We start from the raw sequence: 17,012 nt of genomic DNA, 5'->3' as shown, positions 1-17,012 counted from the left end.
GGCCGGCGAGGCCGAGCGCCGGGCCGTGGAAGCGGCGGAGCGCGACGCCTTCGCCCGCGGCCTCGCGGCGGGACGCGAGGAGGCCGCGGACGAGACCGCACGGCGGCTGGCCGACGCCACGGAACGGCTCGCCAACGGCATCGTGCTCGCCCTCGACGACGTGGATCGCCGGACCGCGGCCATCGAGGAGGACGCGCTCGGCTTCTTCGACGCCCTCGCCCGCAAGCTCGCGGGCCGGGCCATCGCGACCGAACCGCTGGCCGCCGTGCAGGAGGCTGCGGCCGAGGCCTTCCGGCATCTGCGCGGGGTGCCCCATCTCGCCGTGCGCGTGAACGAGGGGCTGGTGGACGACGTCGAAGCGCGGCTGCGGGCCATGGCCCGCGAGCGCGGCTTCGAGGGCCGCGTCATCGTCCTCGGCGAGGCCGACCTCCTGCCGGGCGACGCCCGGCTCGACTGGGCGGACGGCTGCGTCTCCGGCGACCGCGCCCGCCTGGAGGCCGCCGCCGACGCGGTTCTCGCCCGCGCCCCGTCGCGACCGACCCATCCCGTCACCCCGCCCGACGAGCCCTTCGCATGAGCGCCTCCGACCTACCCCTCCCAAGCCTCGGCGGAAGCGAGGTCGATTTCGGCGGCGCCGCTCCGGTCCGCGAGGCTCCCGTTGCCCGGGTCCCGGCGGATCTGGATCGCCTCCTCGACGTACCGGTCACGGTGTCGGCGATCCTGGGCCATGCCCGGCTGCCGATCGGCCAGCTCCTCAAGATCGCGCCCGGCGCGCTGCTCGAACTGGACCGGCGCGTCGGCGAAGCCATCGACATCCGGGTCAACGACCGGCTCGTCGCCCGGGGAGAGGTCGTTCTCGTCAATGACCGGCTCGGTGTGACCATGACCGAGATCGTGGTCCCGACGAGCTGAGCCGAAAAGGAATTCACATGCGCCTTCTCATCATCGGCCGGCTCTCGGGCGAGCTCGTCGCCGCCTCCCGCATCGCCATGAACCGCGGCGCCGCCGTGACGCAGGCCGACAGCGTCACCCAGGGCCTGGCCGTGTTGCGCAGCCGCGGCGCCGACCTTGTGATGATCGATGTCGCCTTGTCGGTGCGCGACCTCGTCGGCGCGCTCGAAGCCGAGCGCATCCGAACTCCGGTCGTGGCCTGCGGTACGGCCACCGACGCGCGCGCGGCGGTGGCCGCCATCCAGGCTGGGGCCAAGGAATACATTCCGCTGCCGCCGGATCCGGAACTGATCGCGGCGGTGATCGAGGCGGTTGCCTCGGACAGCCGCTCCTTCATCTGGCGCGACCCCGCCATGGAGAGCGTCGTCAAGCTCGCCGATCAGGTGGCCCGCTCCGAGGCCAGCGTGCTCGTGACGGGCGAGAGCGGAACCGGCAAGGAGGTGCTGGCCCGCCACCTGCACGCGAAATCCGGCCGCCGGGACAAGCCCTTCGTGTCGGTGAACTGCGCGGCCATCCCCGACAACCTCCTGGAATCGGAGCTGTTCGGCCACGAGAGGGGCGCCTTCACGGGCGCGATCGCGCGGCGCATCGGCAAGTTCGAGGAGGCGAGCGGCGGCACCCTGCTGCTCGACGAGATTTCGGAAATGGACGTCCGGCTGCAGGCCAAGCTGCTGCGGGCGCTGCAGGAGCGGGTCATCGATCGCGTCGGCGGGTCGCAGCCGGTCCGGGTCGACATCCGGGTGATCGCGACCTCCAACCGCAATCTCGGCGACGAGGTCCGCAAGGGCACGTTTCGCGAGGACCTGTTGTACCGCCTCAACGTGGTGCACCTGCGCATCCCGCCCCTGCGCGAGCGCCCGGCCGACATTCTGGAACTCGCCGGGTTCTTCGGGCGCCGCTACGCCGATCTGAACGGGGTGCCGGCCCGGCCGCTGTCGCTCGAGGCGAAGCGGCTGATGACCCGGTCGGCCTGGCGCGGCAACGTTCGCGAGCTCGAGAACACCATGCATCGGGCCGTGCTGCTGGCCGTCGGCGACACGATCGACGTGGAGGCGATCCGCACGCCGGATGGCGAGAGCCTCTCGGGCGGCGCGGCCGATCCGGCCGCGCGCGCCGCGGCCACCGCCGAGGCGGTGACCCGGACCCTGGTGGGCCGGACCGTGGCCGCCGTCGAGCAGGACCTGATCCTGGATACGCTCGACCACTGCCTGGGCAACCGCACCCATGCCGCCCGCATCCTGGGCATCTCCATCCGGACGCTCCGCAACAAGCTGGCCGAGTACATCGCGACCGGCATCCCGGTGGCCGAGCCGGGCGGCACGCGCTCCGCCGCCTGATCCGGCGCAGCCCGGCCGAGCGCGGCCGAGCTCCCCTCCCCGCCGAGCAGCACGGTTCCGGCGCGCCCCCGCCGGAACGGCCCTGTCTGCGGACCGTTGTGTCCGGACAGGCGTGGGCGCAACGCCCCGCTCACCACGTGAGGAGGGGTCAGATGGGCGATCAGGATCGTTGGGGGGGCGAGCGCGCCGGCGACCGCCTCCGCGAGGGCGAGCGCAGCGGCTGGGAAAGCGGCCGGCGCTATGAACCCGATTACGACCGCGGGCGGCGATCCGAGCAGGGCCGGCGCGATCAGGACGTCTATGGCCGCGGCAGCCACGACGAGTTCGGCAGTTCCCTGGGCTGGAACACCGGTTACCGGAGAACGGGCGACCTTTACGGCGGCACCCCGGATCGGGGCGGCCTGCGGGAGGACCGCGACGCGGCTTACGGGCGGCGCGACGGCGGCTATGCCCGCCGCTACGGCGGCGGCATGGAGCGGGATCGGGACGACCTCCGAGGCCGCAATCTCGGCGATCTGGCCTTCGGGCGCGACACCAGCGGGCGCGACCACGACGATGGGTCGAACGCAGGCTATCGCGGCCGCCCCTATGGGCGCGGCGATCGCCAGGACCGCGGCTTTTTCGAGCGGGCCGGCGACGAGATCGCGTCGTGGTTCGGGGACGACGACGCCCAGCATCGCCGGCGGGAAGACCGCGTCGACGAGATCAGCCACCGGGGCCGCGGGCCGAGAAGCTACCAGCGCTCGGACGAGCGGATCCGTGACGACATCAACGACCGCCTGACCGACGATTGTTACCTCGACGCCTCCGACATCGAGGTGACCGTGCTCGATCGCGAAGTGACGCTCAGCGGCACCGTGGGGGCGCGCTCGGACAAGCGCCGGGCCGAGGACATCGCCGAAGCGGTTTCGGGCGTTCAGCACGTCCAGAACAACCTGCGCGTCCAGGCGGGCGCCCGGGAGCGTCCGGCCGAAGGCAACAGCTGGGGCGGCGGCTCGCGCCCCGACTCAGCCGGTTCTTCCGCGGCGTCGGGCTCCTCGGCCGCCAGTTTCGGGCGGCCGGGCTTCGGAACGACTTGAAGATCTGATGCGGCTGCGGGAGAGCGTCCGGGACGCTCTCCCGCAGGTCCGATGAATTACCGACATGCCTTTCACGCCGGCAATTTCGCCGACGTGATGAAACACGCCCTCCTGTGCCGCATCCTGCTCCATCTCGGCCGCAAGGAGGCGCCGTACCGCTTCATCGACACGCATGCCGGGATCGGGCTCTACGACCTCGGCGGCGACGAGGCCTCCCGCACGGGAGAGTGGCGGGACGGGATCGGCCGCCTGGATGAACCGCTCGATGAGGAGGCCGAGACGCTGCTCGCCCCTTACCGGCACGCGCTGGCCGAGGTGCGGGCCCGCTACGGGCCTTCGAGCTATCCGGGATCCCCCCTGGTGGCCCGCGAACTCATGCGCCGGCAGGACCGGGCCATCCTGGTCGAAAAGCACCCGGAGGACGCCGCATTGCTGGCGAGCACGGCCCAGGCCGCGCGGGCCGGCAAGGTTCTCCCCATGGACGGATGGACCGCCCTCGGCAGCCTCGTGCCGCCTCGGGAGCGGCGCGGCCTGGTCCTGGTCGACCCGCCCTACGAGGAGCTGGACGAGTTGGCCCGGGGTGCCGGGCGCCTGGCGCGGGCCCATCGCAAGTGGCCCACGGGAATTCTGGCGCTCTGGTATCCGGTGAAGCGCGAGCGCGAGGTGGAGGCGGCACTGGCCCGCTTCGTGGAGATCGCGGCGCCGGCCCCCTCCACGGCGCTCCGGCTGGAGCTTCGGCTCGAGCCAGCCGACGATGCCCGGCTGACGGGCAGCGGCCTCCTGGTCGTGAACCCGCCCTGGACCCTGCAGGGCGAGGCCGAGATCCTGCTCGGCGCCCTGGCCGAGCGGCTGGGCCGGCGCCGGCCGAGCTGCCGGATCGAATGGCTCGGCGGCGGTGCCGCGCCTCTCGGGGCGGGCGCCTGAGAGCCGCCGGCGCCCCCAGCCCGGCCTCCCCGGGCCGGGAGGTCAGCGGGTGGCGGCCGTGATGCCGCCATCCACCACGATCTCGGTCCCGGTGACGTAGCGGGCTTCGTCCGACGCCAGGAACAGCGCCGCGTGGGCCACGTCCCAGGCGTCGCCCATCCGGCCCATCGGCACCTGATCGTGCCGCTTCTGCACGAAGCCGTCGTAATCCCCGGCCGCGTATTTGTCGGCCAGGCGGTTGACCAACGGCGTGTGCATCAGCCCCGGCACGACGCAGTTCAGGCGCACGCGCTTCGGCGCGTGGATCACGGCCGTGGTCTTGGTGAACTGAATCAGCGCCGCCTTGGCGGCCGAGTAGCCGACCTGCGGCTTGCCGATGTAGCGCAGCGCGGCCACCGACGACACGTTCACGATGGCGCCGCCGCCCTGCCGCTCCATGATCGGGATCACGTGCTTGCAGGCCAGAAAGGCCGTGGTCGCGTTCAGCTGGAACTGCGCCTCCCAGACCTCCTCGGCCATGTCGACCGGGCCGCCGGGCTCGGACTGGCCGACATTGTTGACCAGGATGTCGATGCGCCCGAAGCGGGCGTGCGTCCTGCGGATGAAGGCCTCCACGTCGCTGCCGCGGGTGGCGTCGCAGCTTTCGACATGCGCCTCACCGCCCTCCTCCGCGATGATCCGGGCCGTCTCCTCGGCGGCCTGGATGTTGCGGTCGGTGCCGACCAGCGTGGCGCGCTGCCGCGCGAACAGAACGGCCGTGGCCTTGCCGTTGCCCCAGCCGGGGCCCGACGAGCCGCAGCCCATCACGATCGCGACCTTGCCTTCCAGGCTAAGCATGCCGCCTTCTCCTCTCCCGGGCCGGGTCGGTGATGACACGCGGCCGAAGACCCCTTAATCCGCGGGACGGGATCGGGGAAAGGCGGCGCGCCGATCGCGCTGTAAAACGGGTCGTGCGATGGCGGGGCATTCCCAGTTCAAGAACATCATGCACCGGAAGGGCCGCGTCGACGCGGTCCGCTCGCGCGTGTTTTCCAAGCTGGCCCGGGAAATCACGGTCGCGGCCAAGATGGGCATGCCCGACCCGAACATGAACCCGCGCCTGCGCGCCGCCATCCTGGCCGCCCGGGCCGAGAACATGCCCAAGGACAACATCGAGCGCGCCATCAAGAAGTCCCAGGGCGGCGACGCGGAGAATTACGAGGAGATCCGCTACGAGGGCTATGGCCCCGGCGGCGTCGCGATCATCGTCGAGGCCCTGACGGACAACCGCAACCGCACGGCGTCGGATGTGCGCTCCGTCTTCACCAAGGCCGGCGGCAACCTGGCCGAGACGGGCGCGGTCGCCTTCATGTTCGACCGGGTCGGCATCGTCGAGTTCGACGCCAAGGTGGCGGATGACGACGCCATGCTGGAGGCCGCCGTCGAGGCGGGCGCCAACGACGTCGAATCGGATCCCGAGAGCGGCCACACCGTCTATTGCGACCAGGCCGCCCTCGCCGAGGTGGCGAGAGCCCTCGAGGCGCGGTTCGGCGAGCCCCGCAAGTCCGCCCTCGTGTGGCGCCCGCAGAATTCCGTCGCCGTGGACGACGAGGCCGGCGAAAAGCTGCTCCGCCTGGTCGAAACGCTCGACAGCCACGACGACGTTCAGCACGTCTACGGGAATTTCGAAGTTTCGGACGCCCTCGTGGCCCGCATGGGGTGACGGCAGCGGTCCGCATCCTCGGTCTCGATCCCGGCCTGCGCCGCACCGGCTGGGGGCTGGTCGCGGTCGAGGGGACGCGGCTGTCCTACCTGGCGAGCGGCGTGGTCGAATCCTCCGACAAGGCGACGCTGGCCAGTCGGCTCTGCCAGATCCACGCCGGGCTCGTCGCCGTGATGCGGGACCACCTTCCGGACGAAGCGGCGGTCGAAGAGACCTTCGTCAACACCAACGCCCAGTCCACGCTGAAACTCGGCCACGCCCGCGCCGTCGCGCTGCTCGTGCCGGCCCTGGCCGGGCTGCCCGTCGCCGAGTATGCGGCCAACCTCGTCAAGAAGACCGTCGTCGGAGCCGGGCATGCCGACAAGCGCCAGATCCAGGCCATGGTGCGCGTCCTCCTGCCGCGGGCCGATCCCGCCTCGGACGATGCTGCCGACGCGCTCGCGGTGGCGATCACGCATGCCCATCATCGGCGCATGCGGGCGCTGGTGGGCTGACAGGCGATGATCGGAAAGCTCAAAGGCATCGTCGACAGCTACGGCGAGGATTACGTGATCCTCGACGTGCAGGGCGTCGGCTACGTGGTGCATTGCTCCAGCCGCACGCTGCAGCATCTCGCCCCCGCCGGTGAGGCCGCCACGCTGTCCATCGAGACGCATGTCCGCGAGGACATGATCCGCCTGTTCGGCTTCCGGTCCGACGCCGAACGGGAGTGGTTTCGTCTGCTTCAGACGGTCCAGGGGGTGGGCGCCAAGGTCGCGCTCGCCATCCTGTCGGCGCTGGATCCGGGGGGGCTGGCGACCGCGGTGGCCACCGGCGACAAGGCGGCGGTGGCCCGCGCGCCCGGGGTCGGGCCCAAGCTCGCCGCCCGCATCGTCGCCGAGATGAAGGACAAGGCTCCGGCTTTCGGCGCGATCGATTCGGCGTTGGCCCGGCTCTCCGGCGCGGTTGAGGACCGGACCGCCCCGCCCGCGGTGGCCGATGCCGTCTCGGCGCTGGTCAATCTCGGCTACGGACAGCCGCAGGCTTCCGCCGCCGTGGCGGCCGCCCTCCAGCTCGCGCCCGAGGGCGCGGAAGCCCCGGCGCTGATCCGGCTGGGCCTGCGGGAGCTCGCCCGCTAGGCGCAGCCGCGCGGCCGGGTCGCGCCCTTACGGCCGCTTGGTGACAGCGCCCCAGGGACGCCCTAATCACCGCAGCGATGGCCGCTCCGAAGCCGAAATCCTCGCTCGCTTCGCCCGAGCGCCGCCCGGACGATCCCGATTCGTCGTTGCGTCCGCTGCAGCTCGCCGAGTTCGTGGGCCAAAAGGCGGCGCGGCAAAACCTCGCCGTGTTCATCGAGGCGGCCCGGACACGGGGCGAGGCGCTCGACCACGTGCTCTTTGTCGGCCCCCCCGGCCTGGGCAAGACGACGCTCGCCCAAATCGTGGCGCGGGAACTCGGCGTGAATTTCCGCTCGACCTCCGGTCCGGTGATCGCGAAGGCCGGCGACCTCGCGGCCCAGCTCACCAATCTCGACGAGCGCGACGTGCTCTTCATCGACGAGATCCACCGCCTGAACCCGGCCGTGGAAGAGATCCTCTATCCGGCCATGGAGGATTACCAGCTCGACCTGATCATCGGCGAAGGGCCGGCCGCCCGTTCGGTGAAGATCGACCTGCCGCGTTTCACCCTGGTCGGCGCCACGACCCGGGCCGGCCTCCTGACCACGCCGCTGCGCGACCGCTTCGGCATCCCGATCCGGCTCGAATTCTACGAAACGGCCGAGCTCGAGCTCATCGTCAAGCGGGGCGCCCGCGTGCTCGGCATCGGCATGACGGAGGACGGCGCCAACGAGATCGCGCGGCGTTCGCGCGGCACGCCGCGCATCGCCGGGCGCCTGCTCAGGCGGGTCAGGGACTTCGCCCTGGTGGACGGCGCCGCGACCGTGACCCGCGAGATCGCCGACGGGGCCTTGCGGCTGCTTGATGTCGACCCGGTCGGGCTCGACCTGATGGACCGGAAGTACCTGTCGATCATCGCCCGCAACTATGGCGGCGGCCCGGTCGGGGTCGAAACCATCGCGGCCGCCCTGTCCGAGCCGCGCGACGCCATCGAGGAAATCATCGAACCGTTCCTGATCCAGCGCGGGCTGCTGGCCCGCACGCCCCGGGGCCGCGTTCTTACCCCGCACGCCTTCCGGCATCTCGGCCTGCCCGAGCCGAAGCGGGACCCCGCCCTGCAATTCGGGCTGTTCGGAGAGGGCGAGGCGTGAGCCTCCGGCCCGCTGGACAGCTGCCGTGATCCGCAGGACCCTGCCCCGAACGGAGGGAGCCAGCATGCGAAAAGTGATTGCCCTGTGCCTCGCCCTGAGCCCGGCCCCGGCCGCAGCCCAGGGCTTGTCGATGATCGAATGCGCCGCCTACGGGCCGGTGCTGATCGCCGGCGGCGAAAGCGTGAAGGGTCTCGCCAAGGTGGCGCGCGACATCGACCTGTCCTCGATCAAGACCAAGGTCGACGAGGAGACCCGGCGCGCCATCGCCCGGCTCGAGGACGCCAATGTGAACCTGCAGCCCGTGATGCAGGAATGGTCGGCCGCGGCGTCCGACCTCGCCGCCAAGCTCAAGACCGCGTGCGGCCGTTGAGGGACGTCGCGGCCCGGGGGCGGCCCGCCGGATGAGCGCGCCGCATCTGCTCCAGCTCCGGGTCTATTACGAGGACACCGACTTCTCGGGCGTGGTCTACCACGCCAGCTACCTGCGCTTTCTCGAGCGCGGCCGCACCGAGCACCTGCGTGAGGCCGGCGTCGACCAGTCGCGGCTGCATGCCGAGGGGGCGGGGCAGAGCTTCGCCGTCCGCCGCATGCTGGTGGACTGGATCCGGCCGGCCCGGATGGACGACCTGATCACGGTGGAGACCCGGACCGCCGCCGTCCGGGGCGCAACACTCGACATCGAGCAGCGCATTCTGCGCGGGGATGAGGTGCTGCTGACCGCGACCGTGCTGGTGGCCGCGCTCGCCGGCGGACGTCCGGTCCGCATTCCGGACTGGCTTCGTCCGCTGCTGCTCGGCGGCGAGGCGGCGGCGCGGCCCGCTACTTCGCGCAGACCAGCGTGAACGGCCCTGTCCGGCAGGTGGCCGCCTTGCCGGAGGGAGCATCCGGATCGTCAAACAGGAGCGGCTGCGAATCGGGCGGGCAGAAGGCCGACAGCAACGTCTCTCCGGGCGCGCACCGGGCCCGCGGCGTGAGGCGGAACTTGCGGTACACGACCTTGATGCCGGTGCCCGGCAGGCTCGATTCCGAAGCGCTGATCTGCGGATCGGCGGGGCCCGACGGGGCCGGCGCACCCTGCGCGGCCACGCTTCCGCCCCACCCTGCCAGGAGAAGCGGTGCGAGGAGAACCGCGGCCAGCGTCGCGTGTTTCATGTCCACACCCCTGCCACCAGACGAGCCCATGCCGCCCCTGACCCGATCCGGATTGACGCAAGGGCGGCCTCCCCGCAACCGTCACCTCGCCTGGTGCGTCGCCGTGGCGCTGCTCGCCTCCGGCCCGGCCGCCGCGGCCGCTCCCGCCGCCACCGCCGCCAGCCCGCCCTCCGGGTGCCGGGCAGCCGTCCACGACGGCGCGAGGTACACCGTCTGCACCTTCGACCTCCGCCGCTATGCGATCCGGCTGTTCCACGCCGACCGCGAGGGGCGCCCCTTCGGCAGCCTGCAGCAGCTCGTGCGCGCGCCCGAGGGCGCCCGGCTGGCCATGGCCATGAATGCCGGCATGTACCACCACGACCTTTCGCCCGTCGGCCTCTATGTCGAGGACGGGCAGGAGCGGAAGGCCCTGAACCGCAGCGGCGGGCCGGGCAATTTCCACATGCGGCCGAACGGCGTGTTCTATGTGGCGGGCGGGCAGGCCGGGGTCCTGGAGACGGGCGCCTATGCGAAGCGGCGGCCCAAAGCCGCCTTTGCGACCCAGAGCGGCCCCATGCTGGTGATCGACGGGCGCCTCCATCCCCGGTTCTCCGAGGAGGGCCCCTCGCGCAAGATCCGCAACGGGGTCGGCGTGCAGAGCGGCAACCAGGTCGTGTTTGCGATCTCCGACGAGCCGGTCAGCTTCGGGGCTTTCGCCCGCCTGTTTCGCGATCAGCTCGGCTGCCGCAACGCCCTGTTCCTGGACGGCTCCATCTCGGCCCTGCACGCGCCCGATCTCGGCCGCACCGACATCTCGTTCAAGCCGCTCGGCCCGATCGTCGCGGCGGTGGCCCGGTAATCCGTACACCTGACCTTAACCGAAACCGGGCGTTAACTCGCCGCTCACCATGCGGGAGCCGGTCGCACCCGGAACGCTCTTACTTTCGACAGATTTTTCAGCGATCCAGACAGGGTTCCGCCGAGATCAGATCGACAGGAAGGTGGCCGTCGGAGCGACGGCCATCCGCCATGAGGACATGAGCCCACGATGAACCCGGCCGACGCCATGGCGGCCATGCCCGCCGCCGCCGCTCACGACTTCTCGCTGTGGAGCCTGTTCTGGAACGCCCATATCGTCGTCAAGGCGGTGATGATCGGCCTTCTGGTCTCCTCGGTCTGGTGCTGGGCGATCATCATCGACAAGACCCTGCTGTTCCGACGCACCAAGGCGGCCGCGACCCGGTTCGAGGATACGTTCTGGTCGGGGCAGTCCCTTGAGGAGCTTTACCGGGCGCATCAGGAGAACCCAGATTCCGGCCTCGCAGCCACCTTCGTAGCGGCCATGCGGGAGTGGAAGCGGAGCTTCGAGGGCTCGGGCCGGCAGGTCGCGAGCCTGTCGCGGCGCATCGACAAGGTGCTCGACGTCACCATCCAGCGCGAGGTGGAGCGGCTCGATTCGCGCCTCCTGTTTCTCGCCTCCATCGGCTCGGCCGCGCCCTATATCGGGCTGTTCGGCACCGTGTGGGGCATCATGAACGCCTTCACGTCCATTGCGGCGTCGAAGAACACGAGCCTCGCCGTGGTCGCTCCGGGCATCGCCGAGGCGCTGTTCGCCACGGCGATCGGGCTGTTTGCGGCCATCCCGGCCGTGCTCGCCTACAACAAGCTCCAGGCCGAGGTCGCGCGTCAGCAAGCCCGGATGGAAGGTTTCGCGGACGAGTTCTCGGCGATCCTGTCCCGGCAGATCGACGAGCGGCTGCCGATGGCGGCCTGAGGATCGCGCGATGTCGCTGTCACAGGGCATGGGCCAGAGCAGCCGCCGGCGGCGCCGGGGGCGACGCACGAACGTGATCAACGAGATCAACATGACGCCGTTCATCGACGTCATGCTGGTCCTGCTGATCATCTTCATGGTGGCGGCGCCGATGATGACGGTGGGCGTGCCGCTCGACCTGCCGCAGAGCCAGGCGGCTCCGCTCAATTCCGACCAGAAGCCGATCACCCTCTCGATCCGGCAGACCGGCGAGGTCTATCTCGCCGAGGCCGCGATCAGGGACGACGAGATCGTGCCGCGGCTGAACAGCGTGGCCAAGAACGGGGCCGAAGAGCGGGTGTTCGTCCGCGGCGACAAGCGCGTGGAATATGGCCGCGTGGCGCAGGTCATGGCGATCGTGACGGGCGGCGGCTTCCGCCGGGTTGCGCTCGTGACCGAGCCGGACTCCCGGTAGCGGCGGCGCAGTCGGTGGCGCTCTCCTTCAACAGATCGCAGCCGGGCTTCTGGCTTTCCAGCGCCGCGCATGTCGGATTGCTGGCGGCCGGCCTGGTCGCGGTCACCGTCACAAAGCTGCCCGACGCCCATGAGGGCATTCCGGTCGAGGTCATCACCGACAGCCAGTTCTCCGAAATCACCCGCGGCGAACGGACCGCGGCTGAGGTCAGGCCGGAGCCGAAACCCCGCGCCGAGCGCCAGGCCGAGACCCAGGTCCAGCGTGCCCCGGGCGAGGCCAAGGACGACGCACCGGCGCCACCAAAACGTCCGGCCGAGATGAAGCTCGCCGACCAGGAGGTCGTGCCCGCGCCGGAGCCGCCGAAACCCGTCGAGGTCGCAAAGCCCGAGCCGACGCCGACTCCTCCTGCCCGGCCTGACCGGCAGGAAGCCGCGGCCAAGGCCGAAGCCGCCGCCAAGGCTGAAGCCGCCAAGGCCGAGGCTGCCGCCGCGAAGGCCGAAGCTGCCGCGGCGGCCAAGGCCGAAGCCATCAAGCTCGCCCACCGCGAGGCGGCCGAGGAGAAGGCCGCCGCCGAAAAGGCGGAGGCTGACAAGGCCCGCGCCGAGGCCCGGGCGAAAGCCAAGGCTGATGCCGAGGCGAAGGCCGAACTCGACCGCAAGGTGAAGGAGGCCGAACTCAAGGCCAAGGCGGACGCAAAGGCCGAGGCGGACGCCAAGGCCCGCAAGGAAGCCGAGCGCAAGCGCATCGCGGAGGCCAAAGCCAAGGCGGAGGCCGAGGCCAAGGCGCGCCGCCAGGCCGAACTCGCCGACAAATTCGACCCGGGCGACATCTCCCGCATGCTCGCCTCCCGCGAGCCGTCGCGCTCGTCCGGCTCGACCGGGCGCGAGGTGCATCGCACCGCGTCCCTCGGCACCGAGACCGGCAACGCGCCTCGGCTCAACCAGAGCCAGCGCGACCAGATTGCCGGGCTGATCCGCGACCAATTGGTCCGCTGCTGGCAGCCGCCCATCGCCGTGCAGAGCGCCGCCCGGCCGCCCACGGCCCAGGTACGCGTCGGCCTGCGCCAGGACGGGTCGCTCTCCGGCGAGCCGTCGGTGATGAATTCCTCGTCCGACCCGCTGTTCCGGCCGGTCGCGGATTCGGCGCTCCGCGCCGCGCGCCGCTGCTCGCCGCTGCGCATCCCGGCCCAGTTCGCCCCGTTCTACCAGGACTGGAAGGATCTCGTGGTCGATTTCGACCCTAGGGAGATCGGCTGATGCCCTGCCCTCTGCTCGCTTTGCACCCCGCCGCACCGCCCGGCGCTTTCGCCTGAGGAGCGCCGCCGCCCCGGCTTCCGCTCCCGCATGCCGGAGCGGCCGAGCCTCGGCGGGCCGCCCAGCCCGCACCCCATCCGCCTCGCACACGCGACCGACAGACCCGCCACCATGATGATCGCCCGACGCTCCCTCCTCCTCGCCTCCTCCGCCGCAATCGCGTCTGCGGCGCTGCCGCCACTGGTTGCGCCGGCGCGGGCCGAGCTCGTGGTCGACGTGCGCCGCGGCAATTTCCAGCCGATCCCGATCGCGGTGGCCGATTTCGTCGGCGACCCGGAGGCCGCCACCCTCGTGTCCGGCATCGTGTCCGCCGATCTTGGCCGCTCCGGCTACTTCTCGCCGCTCGACAAGGGCCGCTTTCCCGAGCGGCCGACCTTTGACGCGGCGCCGAATTTCGGGGCCTGGCGGCCGACGGGTGCGCAAGGCCTGGTCACCGGCCGGGTCACGCGAGACGGGTCGGGGCGGCTCAAGGCCGAGTTCCGGCTCTGGGACGTGGTGGCGGGCCAGCAGGTGGTCGGCCAGCAATACACGACCGGCGCGGCGAGCATGCGCCGCCTCGGCCACATCATCGCAGATGCGGTCTATTCCAAGATCACCGGCGTCGGCGGCTATTTCGACACCCGGGTCGCCTTTGTGGACGAATCCGGGCCCAAGGAGCGCCGCCGCAAGCGGCTCGCGGTGATGGACCAGGACGGCGCCAACGTGCGCTACCTCACCCAGGGCGACAGCAGCGTCGTGTCGCCGCGCTATTCCCCGGTCACCCAGGACATCGCCTTCATGTCGCAGCCGAGCGGCCAGCAGCCGCGCGTGCAGGTGATCAACCTGGAAACCGGCACCCGCCAGGTGGTCGGCGATTTCGACGACATGACGTCGAGCCCGCGTTTCGCGCCGGACGGGCGACGCCTCCTGATCGCGCTCCAGGAGGGCGGCAATTCCAACATCTACGCCCTGGACCTCGCCTCGAAGCGGACCACCCGCCTCACGAATTCCAGCGCCATCGACACCTCCCCGTCCTACTCGCCGGACGGTGCGCAGATCATTTTCGAATCCGACCGCGGCGGAAAGCAGCAGATCTATGTGATGGGCGCGGACGGCTCGAACCCGCGCCGCATCTCCTTCGGCCAGGGCAGCTACTCGCAGCCGGCCTGGTCGCCGCGGGGCGACCTCATCGCCTTCACCAAGCAGCAGCCCGGCGGCTTCGCGATCGGGGTGATGAAGCCGGACGGCTCGGGCGAGCGCATCCTCACCGAAGGCTTCCACAACGAGGGACCGACCTGGGCGCCGAACGGCCAGTATCTCGTGATCTTCCGCGATCCGGGCGGGCAGTCCGGCGGCAAGCTCTACATGATCGACATCACCGGCAAGGTGGAGGCCCCGCTGCCGACGCCCTCCTTCGCCTCCGACCCGAGCTGGTCGCCGCTTCTCGGCGGCGGCTCGGCGGGCTGACCGGGGGCCGCGTTCACGCTTCGTCAACCACGTCGCGGATGGCGGGCCGGGATTAAACTTCGAGAAAGCGTCTTCACGTCTTGTGAAGGTTACGGATCGGTCGTCGCGGGCACAGCCGGCGGCAGAGAAGGTGTCAGGAGACCGAAGATGAGGTTAGCAACAACGTCGGGCTGGAACGCGGCACTCAAAGTTGTCGCGGCGGCCGGACTGGCGCTCGCGATTTCCGCCTGTTCGAGCACGCCCGAACAGCTCGCCGACGGCAGCGCCGGCGGGATCGGCGGAGCCGGCGGCGGGATCGGCGCGGGCGGCCCCGCCACGCCCGGCTCCGCCCAGGATTTCGCCGTCAATGTCGGCGACCGGGTGTTCTTCGAATCCGATTCCTCGGACCTGACCTCGACCGCCACGGCGACGCTCGACCGGCAGGCCGCCTGGCTCGCCCGCTACCCGCGCTACCGCTTCCTTGTCGAGGGCCATGCCGATGAGCGCGGCACGCGCGAGTACAATTACTCGCTCGGCGCGCGCCGCTCGCAGACCGTGCGCGACTACCTCGCGTCGCGCGGCATCCCGGCCTCGCGGATGCGCTCGGTCTCCTATGGCAAGGAGCGCCCGGTTGCGGTCTGCAACGACATCTCCTGCTGGTCCCAGAACCGCCGCGCGGTGACGGCGATCGAGGGCGGCGCTTCGTCCTGAGCCCAAGCGGCGAAGAGGAGCCCGTGATGACGAGACCGGGCTGGGTGGTCGGCACGGCCGCGGCTCTGCTGCTCGCCCCGGCCGCGACCGCGGCCGCCGGCCCGCGCATCACGATCGAATGCCAGAAGAACCTGGCCACGGGCCGGGTGACGGTGGACGGCACCAAGCTGTCCGACGACGCTCGCTTCCGCGTGGTCAGCTTCCAGGAATACGGCAACCGGGGCGGCTGGGCCTATGGCGATTGCGTCATCGAGCTCACCCGCGGCCGCCGCCTCTGACACCGTCCGCCTTTGTGCCGCCGCGGTCGTCCGTATGATGGCGCCCGTGTTGTCCACGATTGCCCGCCCGATGATCCGTCGCCCCCTTCTCGCTCTCCTGCTTCTGATCGGCTCCGCGGGCGCCCTGCGCGCCCAGGACGCCACGGATTTCGTGGTCCGGCTGAACCGCGTCGAGGGCCAGATGCGGCAGCTCTCGGGCCAGGTGGAACAGCTCCAGTTCGAGAACCGGCAGCTCAAGGAGCAGCTCCGCAAGTTCCAGGAGGATGTGGAGTTCCGCTTCCAGGAGCGCGGCGGCAACAAGACATCGGCTCCTCCGGCGGCCGCGCCCGCCCCCCGGACGGAGAAGCCCAGCCGGCGCAGCGACGCCTTTGAACCCGACACCACCCCGGAAGCGCCGGGCGCACCGCGGCAGCTCGGCTCCACCCTGGCGACCCCGGAGCGGGGCGAGGCGCGTGGAGGCGGCTCGCCGCGCGGTGGCGGCATCGCGGCCATCATCGAAGAGGATGAGGACCGGCCGGGCTCCGGTCGCCCGCTCGACATCAGCCCCGGCGCGAGAGGCGGCGGGCCCGCCTCGCCGGCGCCGCGTGGGCCCGTGGTGGCGTCCTCGGGCGGCGAGGATTCGCGCGCCGATTACGACGTCGCCTATGCCTACCTGATGCAGAAGCAATACGAGCAGTCGGAGGCGTCCTTCCGGCGCTTCGTCCAGGCCCATCCCCGCGACCGCCTGCTCCCCGACGCCGTGTTCTGGCTCGGCGAGAGCCTGCTCCAGCGCGGGCGCCACCGCGAGGCGGCGGAGCAGTTCCTCAAGGTCTCCACCGAGCACGGGCGCAGCGCCAAGGCCCCCGACGCCCTGCTGAAGCTCGGCATCTCGCTCGCGGCGCTGGGCGCCAAGGACCAGGCCTGCGCCACCTTCGCCGAACTCGAGCGCAAGCACCCCGGCGCCTCGGCCTCCGTGAAACAGGGCGTCGACCGCGAGCAGAAGCGGGCGCGCTGCCCGGCGTGACGCGCGCTTCGGGCGACCAGCCGCCCCTCGGGGCGGCGGACTTCGCGGCTCTGTTCCGGCCGCTCGCCACCCTGCCCGGGCCCATCCTCGCCGCCGTGTCGGGAGGCCCCGATTCGACGGCGCTGCTGCACGGCCTCGCCGCCTGGTCGCGGGCCGAGCCGGGACGGCCGCCGCTCGTGGCCGCCACCGTCGATCACGGCCTCCGGGCCGCCGCACGCGACGAGGCCGAGGCGGTCGGGGCGGCCGCGGCGGCGCTCGGGGTTCCCCACCACATCCTGACCTGGACGCGGCCGGACGGCGGAGCCGTGTCGCAGGCGCGCGCGCGGGCGGCCCGCTACCGGCTTCTCGGCGAACTCGCGGGCTCGCTGGGCTGCGCGGCGCTCGCGACCGCGCACACGCTGGACGACCAGGCCGAGACGGTGCTGCTGCGGATGGCCGCAGGTTCGGGTCTGGCCGGCCTCGCCGCAATGCGGCCGATCACCGGCCGCGGCGCCGTCCGCCTGCACCGGCCCCTCCTCGCCGTCCCCAAAGCGCGGCTCGTCGCCACCTGCCGGGCGCAAGGCTGGTTCTTCGCCACCGACCCGAGCAACGCCGATCCGCGCCACGCCCGGCCACGCTGGCGGGCGCTGATGCCGGGGCTCGCGGCCGAAGGGCTCGATGCCCGCCGTCTGGCCCGCCTCGC

General features: G+C 71.5%; 22 protein-coding genes. 20 read left to right on the top strand and 2 right to left on the bottom strand.

All coding sequences use genetic code 11. The features are described from left to right. The 5 genes from JWR86_RS01785 to rlmJ all read left to right on the top strand — a co-directional run. Positions 1–577: flagellar assembly protein FliH (locus JWR86_RS01785; protein ID WP_299559887.1), on the top strand; the 577-nt coding region annotated here is incomplete at its 5' end. After that, positions 574–912 carry a flagellar motor switch protein FliN gene (gene fliN, locus JWR86_RS01780; protein ID WP_299559884.1) on the top strand — a complete coding sequence of 113 codons (339 nt, stop codon included), beginning with the start codon at positions 574–576 and terminating at the stop codon, positions 910–912. The genes JWR86_RS01785 and fliN, both read left to right, overlap by 4 nt. Positions 913–929: 17 nt before the next feature. Next, complete coding sequence (locus JWR86_RS01775) at positions 930–2,288, top strand: sigma-54 dependent transcriptional regulator (protein ID WP_299559881.1); 1,359 nt, start codon at positions 930–932, stop codon at positions 2,286–2,288. A 152-nt stretch (positions 2,289–2,440) separates the two neighbouring features. After that, a complete protein-coding gene (locus tag JWR86_RS01770; protein WP_299559878.1) occupies positions 2,441–3,367 on the top strand; it encodes a BON domain-containing protein in 927 nt (308 codons plus the stop codon). A 51-nt stretch (positions 3,368–3,418) separates the two neighbouring features. Continuing rightward, positions 3,419–4,291, top strand: a complete 873-nt coding sequence (gene rlmJ, locus JWR86_RS01765) for a 23S rRNA (adenine(2030)-N(6))-methyltransferase RlmJ (protein WP_299559875.1) — start codon at positions 3,419–3,421, stop codon at positions 4,289–4,291. A 42-nt stretch (positions 4,292–4,333) separates the two neighbouring features. On the opposite strand, the gene JWR86_RS01760 is transcribed toward rlmJ, so the two are convergent. Further along, positions 4,334–5,128: an SDR family NAD(P)-dependent oxidoreductase gene (locus JWR86_RS01760; protein WP_299559872.1), complete on the bottom strand. Its 795-nt coding sequence runs from the start codon at positions 5,126–5,128 to the stop codon at positions 4,334–4,336. A 118-nt stretch (positions 5,129–5,246) separates the two neighbouring features. On the opposite strand from JWR86_RS01760, the gene JWR86_RS01755 reads away from it, so the two are divergent. From JWR86_RS01755 to ybgC, 6 genes are all read left to right on the top strand, one after another. Beyond that, positions 5,247–5,993 carry a YebC/PmpR family DNA-binding transcriptional regulator gene (locus JWR86_RS01755; protein WP_299559869.1) on the top strand — a complete coding sequence of 249 codons (747 nt, stop codon included), beginning with the start codon at positions 5,247–5,249 and terminating at the stop codon, positions 5,991–5,993. Beyond that, on the top strand, positions 5,990–6,487 hold the full coding sequence (gene ruvC, locus JWR86_RS01750; RefSeq protein WP_299559866.1) for a crossover junction endodeoxyribonuclease RuvC: 498 nt from the start codon (positions 5,990–5,992) through the stop codon (positions 6,485–6,487). The genes JWR86_RS01755 and ruvC overlap by 4 nt, the downstream gene beginning before the upstream one ends. Positions 6,488–6,493: 6 nt before the next feature. Further along, on the top strand, positions 6,494–7,111 hold the full coding sequence (gene ruvA, locus JWR86_RS01745; protein WP_299559863.1) for a Holliday junction branch migration protein RuvA: 618 nt from the start codon (positions 6,494–6,496) through the stop codon (positions 7,109–7,111). Positions 7,112–7,188: 77 nt separating this feature from the next. Next, positions 7,189–8,241, top strand: coding sequence for a Holliday junction branch migration DNA helicase RuvB (gene ruvB / locus JWR86_RS01740; protein ID WP_299559860.1), 1,053 nt, complete (start codon positions 7,189–7,191; stop codon positions 8,239–8,241). A gap of 64 nt (positions 8,242–8,305) precedes the next feature. Beyond that, positions 8,306–8,611 (top strand): hypothetical protein, encoded by a 306-nt coding sequence (locus JWR86_RS01735; RefSeq protein WP_299559857.1) that lies wholly within the window; start codon positions 8,306–8,308, stop codon positions 8,609–8,611. Between the two features lie 31 nt (positions 8,612–8,642). Then, entirely contained in the window at positions 8,643–9,083 is a 441-nt protein-coding gene (gene ybgC / locus JWR86_RS01730) for a tol-pal system-associated acyl-CoA thioesterase (RefSeq protein ID WP_299559854.1), read from the top strand. Here ybgC and JWR86_RS01725 read toward each other — a convergent pair. Then, positions 9,061–9,393 (bottom strand): hypothetical protein, encoded by a 333-nt coding sequence (locus JWR86_RS01725; protein WP_299559850.1) that lies wholly within the window; start codon positions 9,391–9,393, stop codon positions 9,061–9,063. The genes ybgC and JWR86_RS01725 overlap by 23 nt on opposite strands. Between JWR86_RS01725 and JWR86_RS01720 the strand changes: the two genes are divergently transcribed. The 9 genes from JWR86_RS01720 to tilS form a co-directional block, all read left to right on the top strand. Further along, a complete protein-coding gene (locus JWR86_RS01720; protein WP_299559847.1) occupies positions 9,392–10,231 on the top strand; it encodes a phosphodiester glycosidase family protein in 840 nt (279 codons plus the stop codon). The two genes, JWR86_RS01725 and JWR86_RS01720, sit on opposite strands and share 2 nt — an antisense overlap. A gap of 189 nt (positions 10,232–10,420) precedes the next feature. Continuing rightward, entirely contained in the window at positions 10,421–11,146 is a 726-nt protein-coding gene (gene tolQ, locus JWR86_RS01715; RefSeq protein WP_299559845.1) for a protein TolQ, read from the top strand. Positions 11,147–11,156: 10 nt separating this feature from the next. After that, positions 11,157–11,600: a protein TolR gene (gene tolR / locus JWR86_RS01710; protein ID WP_299559842.1), complete on the top strand. Its 444-nt coding sequence runs from the start codon at positions 11,157–11,159 to the stop codon at positions 11,598–11,600. A gap of 14 nt (positions 11,601–11,614) precedes the next feature. Continuing rightward, positions 11,615–12,856, top strand: coding sequence for a cell envelope integrity protein TolA (gene tolA / locus JWR86_RS01705; RefSeq protein WP_299559839.1), 1,242 nt, complete (start codon positions 11,615–11,617; stop codon positions 12,854–12,856). Positions 12,857–13,027: 171 nt separating this feature from the next. Next, positions 13,028–14,359, top strand: a complete 1,332-nt coding sequence (gene tolB, locus JWR86_RS01700) for a Tol-Pal system beta propeller repeat protein TolB (RefSeq protein WP_299559890.1) — start codon at positions 13,028–13,030, stop codon at positions 14,357–14,359. A gap of 147 nt (positions 14,360–14,506) precedes the next feature. Next, on the top strand, positions 14,507–15,049 hold the full coding sequence (pal, locus tag JWR86_RS01695; RefSeq protein ID WP_299559837.1) for a peptidoglycan-associated lipoprotein Pal: 543 nt from the start codon (positions 14,507–14,509) through the stop codon (positions 15,047–15,049). Positions 15,050–15,075: 26 nt separating this feature from the next. Next, positions 15,076–15,327 (top strand): hypothetical protein, encoded by a 252-nt coding sequence (locus JWR86_RS01690; protein WP_299559834.1) that lies wholly within the window; start codon positions 15,076–15,078, stop codon positions 15,325–15,327. A 70-nt stretch (positions 15,328–15,397) separates the two neighbouring features. Then, positions 15,398–16,330 carry a tol-pal system protein YbgF gene (ybgF, locus tag JWR86_RS01685; RefSeq protein WP_299559831.1) on the top strand — a complete coding sequence of 311 codons (933 nt, stop codon included), beginning with the start codon at positions 15,398–15,400 and terminating at the stop codon, positions 16,328–16,330. Then, the coding region (gene tilS / locus JWR86_RS01680; RefSeq protein ID WP_299559827.1) for a tRNA lysidine(34) synthetase TilS at positions 16,327–17,012 on the top strand (686 nt) is incomplete at its 3' end. The genes ybgF and tilS, both read left to right, overlap by 4 nt.

Source organism: Enterovirga sp. (assembly GCF_028290205.1).
Taxonomy (GTDB): Bacteria; Pseudomonadota; Alphaproteobacteria; order Rhizobiales; family Beijerinckiaceae; genus Enterovirga.
Note: the sequence above shows the minus strand (reverse complement) of the source record. Positions and strands in the feature narration are given on the sequence as shown.